At 61.6% G+C, this 6,747-nt stretch carries 5 protein-coding genes; 3 read left to right on the forward strand and 2 right to left on the reverse strand.

From position 1 onward, the window contains the following. The first annotated feature begins 27 nt into the window (after positions 1-27). Positions 28-750 carry a heptaprenylglyceryl phosphate synthase gene (gene pcrB, locus PQG80_RS21945; RefSeq protein ID WP_271753764.1) on the forward strand — a complete coding sequence of 241 codons (723 nt, stop codon included), beginning with the start codon at positions 28-30 and terminating at the stop codon, positions 748-750. 70 nt (positions 751-820) lie between these two features. Then, on the forward strand, positions 821-3,286 hold the full coding sequence (pcrA, locus tag PQG80_RS21950; RefSeq protein WP_271753765.1) for a DNA helicase PcrA: 2,466 nt from the start codon (positions 821-823) through the stop codon (positions 3,284-3,286). A gap of 62 nt (positions 3,287-3,348) precedes the next feature. Here pcrA and PQG80_RS21955 read toward each other — a convergent pair whose 3' ends face one another. Further along, on the reverse strand, positions 3,349-3,744 hold the full coding sequence (locus tag PQG80_RS21955; RefSeq protein WP_271753767.1) for a hypothetical protein: 396 nt from the start codon (positions 3,742-3,744) through the stop codon (positions 3,349-3,351). Between the two features lie 114 nt (positions 3,745-3,858). Between PQG80_RS21955 and ligA the strand changes: the two genes are divergently transcribed. Next, positions 3,859-5,901, forward strand: coding sequence for an NAD-dependent DNA ligase LigA (gene ligA, locus PQG80_RS21960; protein WP_271753768.1), 2,043 nt, complete (start codon positions 3,859-3,861; stop codon positions 5,899-5,901). Positions 5,902-5,962: 61 nt separating this feature from the next. Here ligA and PQG80_RS21965 read toward each other — a convergent pair whose 3' ends face one another. After that, positions 5,963-6,382, reverse strand: a complete 420-nt coding sequence (locus tag PQG80_RS21965; protein ID WP_271753769.1) for a DUF4395 domain-containing protein — start codon at positions 6,380-6,382, stop codon at positions 5,963-5,965. Positions 6,383-6,747: the final 365 nt, after the last annotated feature.

Genomic DNA, 6,747 nt, shown 5'->3' on the forward strand with positions numbered 1-6,747 from the left:
CTAGGGGTAAACGCCGTGGAGGAACGCATGATCGCATTTTCGGGTATGTATGCCGCGTGGCGGCACGTATTCAAGCTGGACCCCGACCGCGCGATCTCGGACGAGGCGCTGGAGCGGATCTGCCTGTCCGGCACGGACGGCATCCTCGTCGGCGGTTCGAGCGGCGTCACTTTTGACAATACGGTGGAGCTCCTGTCGCGCATCCGCCGCTACGAGGTGCCGTGCGCGCTCGAGCTGACCGGAGCGGACAGCGCCGTGCCGGGCTTCGACGGCTACTTCGTACCCACGGTGCTTAACGCCGGCCGGACGGATTGGCTCGTCGGGCGACAGGTCGAGGCGCTGGCCGAGTACGGCGCGTTCATGCCGTGGGAGCTCGCCGCCAGCCAAGCCTACCTGATCCTGAACGGCGAGTGCACGGCGGCAAAAGTGACGGAAGCGCGGACGCAGCTGACTGCGGACGAGGTGCTCGCCTATGCCCTGGTGGCCGACCGTCTCTGGCGCGTGCCCGTGATCTATATGGAGTACAGCGGGACATACGGGGACATGGCACTCGTCCGGCAGGTAAGAGACCGGCTGGCGCAGGCGAGGCTGTTCTACGGCGGCGGCATCGCCACGCCCGAGCAGGCGCGGGCGGCCGCCGAGTCCGCGCACACGATCGTCGTGGGCAATGTCATCTACAGCGACCTGGCCGCGGCTCTCGCGACGGTCGATGCGGCCAAGCCTGAGGCTTGTGCCGGCGACATAGCCTGACGCAGCGGCATCTTTCGCTGCGGCGTGGCGGGATATCCCTTAAGCTACGAGCAAAGGAGCGTTTAATCATATGTTTTTCGAACCGGCGCAACCGTCGTCCGAGACGACGTTCAATATCGATGAGGCCGTGAACCGGCTGAATCCCAAGCAGCGCGAGGCGGCCGTCGCCACCGACGGGCCGCTGCTCATCATGGCCGGCGCGGGCAGCGGCAAGACGCGCGTGCTCACGCACCGCATCGCTTACCTGATCGCCAAGCGCATCGCGCCGCCATGGAGCATTCTCGCCATCACCTTCACCAACAAGGCGGCGCGCGAGATGCAGGACCGCGTGTCCAAGCTGATCGGCGCGAGCGGCCGCGACGTGTGGGTGAGCACGTTCCACTCGATGAGCGTGCGCATCCTGCGGCGGGATATCCAGCGGATCGGATTCGGCTCCAACTTCAGCATCCTGGACTCGGCGGATCAACTGTCCGTTATCCGCGGCGTCATGAAGGAGCAGAACGTCGACACCAAGAAGTTCGAGCCCAAGGCCGTGCAGGCCATGATCAGCGGCGCGAAGAACGAGCTGCTGTCTCCGGAGCAATACGAGGCCCGCGCGGGCGATTATTTCCAGACGATCGCGGCCAAGGTGTACACGCAGTACCAGCGCCGTCTAAAGGCGAACAATTCGCTCGACTTCGACGATCTCATTTTGCTGACGATCCAGCTGTTCCGCGAAGTGCCCGAGGTGCTCGAGTTTTATCAGAACAAGTTCCGCTATATCCATGTGGACGAGTACCAGGATACGAACAAGGCGCAGTACATGATCTGCAAAATGCTCGCGGCCAAGCATCACAACATCTGCGTCGTCGGCGACAGCGACCAGTCGATTTATCGTTGGCGCGGCGCGGATATCACCAATATTCTTAACTTCGAGGCCGACTATCCGGAAGCCCGCACCATCCTCCTGGAGCAGAACTACCGCTCCACGTCCAACATTCTGGAGGCGGCCAACCAGGTCATCAAGAACAACATGGGCCGCAAGGCCAAGAACCTGTGGACCGAGAGCCCGGGCGGGGACAAGATCACGGTCTACCAGGGCGATTCCGAGCACGGAGAAGGCTATTTTGTCGCGAACGAGATACGCAAGAACAGACAAAGCGGCCGCCGGTTCGACCATCACGCCATCCTCTACCGCACGAACGCCATGTCCCGGGTGATGGAAGAAATTCTGATCAAGTCCGAGATTCCCTACCAGATCGTAGGCGGCACCAAGTTCTACGACCGCAAGGAAATCAAGGACATTCTCGCTTACCTGCGTCTGATCTCCAACCCGGACGACGACATCAGCCTGAACCGCATCATTAATGTCCCCAAGCGCGCGCTGGGCGATACGACGATGGGGAAGGTGCAGGAGGAGGCGCAGCGCCAGGGCATCTCGATCTACAAGCTGATCAGCCAAGGCGAGGGATTGCTCGGCGACGGCCTGTATCATCTGGACGTTCAATCGCGCGCCAAGGCGGCGCTGTCCGAGTTCAGCTCGTTGATCGCGAATCTGACCGCCATGGTCGAATATCTGTCCGTCACTGAGCTGACCGAGAAGATGCTGGAGCTGTCCGGCTACCGCATGGAGCTGCAGCGGGAGAATACGATCGAGTCGCAGGCGCGCCTGGAGAACATCGAGGAGTTCCTGTCCGTCACCCAGGAGTTCGAGAACCGCAACGAAGACAAGTCGCTCGTTTCCTTCCTGACCGATCTGGCGCTCATCGCGGACATCGACTCGGTGAACGACGATCCGGACGACAAGGAAAAAGGCGACGCCGTCGTGCTCATGACGATGCACAGCGCCAAGGGGCTGGAGTTCCCCGTCGTGTTCATCGTCGGCATGGAGGAAGGGATCTTCCCCGGCAGCCGGGCGTTCATGGACAACGACGAGATGGAGGAGGAGCGGCGTCTCGCCTATGTCGGCATCACGCGGGCGGAGAAGAAGCTGTATCTCACCTGCGCGCAGAGCCGGTTGCTCTATGGCCGCACGGCGGCCAACGCGCCGTCGCGCTTCTTGGGCGAGATTCCCGATAGTCTCAAGGAAGCGGTGGAAATGCAAGGCGGTCGCATCGGCGGTGCGTACGGCGGGTTTGGCTCGCGTCTCGGCGGCGGGCGAGGCCCGAACGCGGGCGGCGGCTATGGCGCCGGAGGCGGTCAGGCGGGCTTCGGCGCGCGTCCGCAGGCCGGCGGCTTCGGGGGCGGCGCCGCATCGGGCGGCGGCTTCGGCGCCAGGCCTGTTGCCGGCGGCGCTGCCGGGGCCAGACCGCCGGGCCAAGCGCCCGCAAGCTTCGGCATCGGGGCCCGTCCGGCCGCGGCGCCGCAGCCTGCGGCGGGCGGCGGCCAAGGCCTCTCCGTCGCGGCAGGCGACAAGGTGCAGCATGCCAAGTGGGGCGTAGGCACGGTCGTCGCCGTGAAGGGAAGCGGCAGCGACACGGAGCTTAATATCGCGTTTCCCGCGCCGGTAGGCCTCAAGCGCCTGCTCGCGGCTTTCGCGCCCGTCACCAAGATCTGATCGCGCGTAGCAAAAAAAGCCGCCGCGCCTCATGGGCGCGGCGGCCTTCCCGTACATAAAACTTAGTGATACCCCGGCAGGTGGGTATCGGGATCCTTCAAAACGTTGAGAATGTCCATATGGATGAGATGCTTGCGCGTCTCCTCCGTGCCGATCCTGAAGATCGTACGGTAGATATCCAGCATCTGCTCGTTGTACTTGTCCGTCGCCGGATCGTGATCCGCGGACTTGTACGGGATGATCCCGCGCAGATGCGTAAGATCGTCGGTCGCCGCCCTCTTGGCGAACAAGGCCATCAGTTGATCGATCTCCTTGTCCGTCGCGTATACGCTGAGCTGGTCGGTCGTATGGTTTTCTTCCTTCGTGATCGTGCCGGCCGACACCGAGACAAAGTACGTCTCTTTCACCGAAGAGTGCCTTTCCTGGCTATCGTAATATTTATCCGTCTGGTTATCCATGTTCGAACCCTCCCGTTTTTCGCAGCGGTTGTTCCCTTTTACACGATAAACGGGGCCGTTGAATCAAATCCGCTTCACCACCAACCCCGCATGAAGGGGACAGAGAGAGGCCGAATGCCCATGACGGAGCCGCTGCAGCGGATGAGACAGCTGGTCGACGAGTTGAACGTTCACGTCCGGCGTTACTATACCGAAGACAATCCTTCCATCAGCGACCGGGAGTACGATCTCTTGTACGACGAGCTGGTTGGCTTGGAAAAAGAGACGGGGACCGTACTCCCCGATTCGCCGACCCATCGCGTGGGCGGGGGGATCCTGAAGGGCTTCGAGCCCCACCGCCACATCGCCCGGCTGTGGAGTCTGGACAAGGCGCAGAACCTTGACGATCTCAAGACGTGGGCGCAGCGCGTGAACAAGCTGGTAGCGGACTTCAATTCGCGCCATCCGGACGCGCCTCTGCCGGCTCCCGAATATGTCATCGAGCAGAAGTTCGACGGCCTGACGCTGAACCTAACCTACGAGGGCGGCGAACTCGTCCAGGCGGCCACACGCGGCAACGGGGTCGTTGGCGAGGGCATTCTGGCGCAGGTGAAGACGATTCGTTCGATCCCGCTCACGATACCCTACAAAGGCGGCCCTATCGAGGTTCAGGGCGAGGGCATTATGCGCCTGTCCGTGCTGGAAGCCTATAACCGTACCGCGGCGGAGCCGCTTAAGAACGCCCGCAATGGCGCAGCCGGCGCGCTCCGCAACCTGAATCCTGCCGTTACCGCATCGCGCAAGCTGGATGCTTTCTTTTATAATGTGGGCTTTTCGGACGCCGCGGGCATCTCCTTTTCCAACCATCGCGAGATTCTCGCCTTCCTCCGGGACAACGGACTTCCGGTCAACGCCTTCGAGCGCTACTACGACAATGTCGAGGATATCGCCGAGGAATTGAACGCGATCGTCGTATTCCGGCACGAGCTCGACTATCTCATCGACGGGGCAGTCGTCAAGGTGACGGACCTGCGCACGCGAGAGGTTCTCGGCTATACGGACAAGTTCCCGCGCTGGGCGGTCGCCTACAAGTTCGAGGCCGAAGAGACGACCACCGTGCTCGAGTCCGTCTCCTGGGAAGTCGGCCGCACCGGCAAGGTAACGCCGCTCGCGCGCGTAGAAGCCGTCGAACTAGCCGGCGTGACCGTGCAGAACTGCACGCTGAACAATATCGGCGACATCGCGCGCAAGAACCTGACGCACGCCCTCGGCACGCGCGTCTTCATCCGCCGCTCCAACGACGTCATTCCCGAGATTCTCGGCAAGGCCGACGAGGAGCCGGGGCTCGAGATCGCCGTGCCGGAGGCCTGTCCGGCTTGCGGTACGCCGCTGGAACTGCGCGGCGCGCATCTATTCTGTCCCAACCGGCTCGGGTGCCGGCCGCAGATCGTCGGACGCATCACGCACTTCGCTTCCCGCGACTGCATGGATATCGAGACGTTCAGCGGCAAGACGGCCGGGCAACTGCTCGCCGCGCTCGACGTCCGCGATCCGGCGGATCTGTACGACCTGCAGTTCGACGATCTGGTCAAGCTGGAGCGCTTCGGGGAAAAGAAGGCGAACAACCTGCTGGCCTCCGTCGAAAAGTCCAAATCGCGGGAGCTCGCGGCATTTTTGAACGCGCTCGGCATCCCGAATACCGGCAAGGCGACCGCGCGCACGCTCGCCGACCACTACGGCGACCTCGATCGGCTCATGGCGGCCGAGGCCGAAGAGCTGGTCTTGCTGCCCGATATCGGCGGCATCGTAGCCGAGAGCATCGCGGGCTTTTTCCGCGACCCGCTCATGCAGCAGAGCATCGCCCGCATGCGCGCCGCGGGCGTGAAGGCCGAGGCCGACCGTCCGGCAGCGCAGGCAGCGGATACGAGTCATCCGCTGTTCGGCAAGACGGTCGTCCTCACGGGGACGCTCAGCCTGCTTACGCGCGACGAGGCCTCCAGGCGCCTGGAGGAGCTGGGCGCCAAGGTATCCGGCAGCGTCTCCAAGAAGACCGATCTCGTCATCGCGGGCGAGAGCGCCGGCAGCAAGCTGACCAAGGCGCGCGATCTGGGCGTCCCGGTGTTAGAGGACGAGCAGGAGCTGCTCGCGTTGCTTGGAATGGAACAGCCCACCGATTAATTCGCGCACGACAAATAAAGACGCCGCCTTCCGATCGTTCGGAGGCGGCGTCCTTTGCGGTTCATGAGTGCTTAATGCGTCGTCGCGCGAGTAGCTGCTTATACTGAAAGTAAATCGTGCAGCCGACGCAGTAGCCGAGCAGGGCGGCTCCGGCTGCGGCCAGCAGCATCATGGCGAACGCATACCCGGCAAAGGTCCAGCCCAACGAGAAGCTGAGGACGGCCAAGCTCAGGAAGACGACCGCGAGCGTGTTGTTGAAGCGGGCCAGCTCTTGCGCCTGCGTTTCTTTGCCCGACGTCTTCAGCCATGGCCTGGCGATCCTTATAAATAAGTTGTACTTGCCTTTGGTGGCCAAGCCTACGACCTGGATCAGCCATAGGGCCGCGAGAACCAACAGCGGAGCGACGAAGAACGATAGCACGGCGAACAGTACAATGCCGGTTTGATTCGACTTGATATAAGGCATGGGAACTTCCTTCAATGGAGCTCTCCTCCTCATCGCATGATAATTCCAACTTAATCTCTCGGCATTATATAGTCAACTTGAATTTGAGAATACAAGTATTGACAGTTGCTTTTCCCGTCGCGGCTTGTTATATTAGTACTCGCCCCTTCGAGGGGACAGGCTGAGACGAGCAAGACTTCATACAGCTTCTAAAAAAAGAAGTTGACAAGCCCGGACGAACCTGATAAAGTTAACTGCTGTTGGCTCGAAGAACTTCAGGGTTCGAAGGTCGATAGAAGATAACGAGATTGCTCCTTGAAAACTGAACATCGAGCGTTAAAACAAACGGACGCTGAAGCCTTTCGAGGCGGAAGCAAAAGTTATACCAGCAATGAAATGAG

Source organism: Cohnella rhizoplanae (assembly GCF_948329515.1).
Classification (GTDB): Bacteria; Bacillota; Bacilli; order Paenibacillales; family Paenibacillaceae; genus Cohnella; species Cohnella rhizoplanae.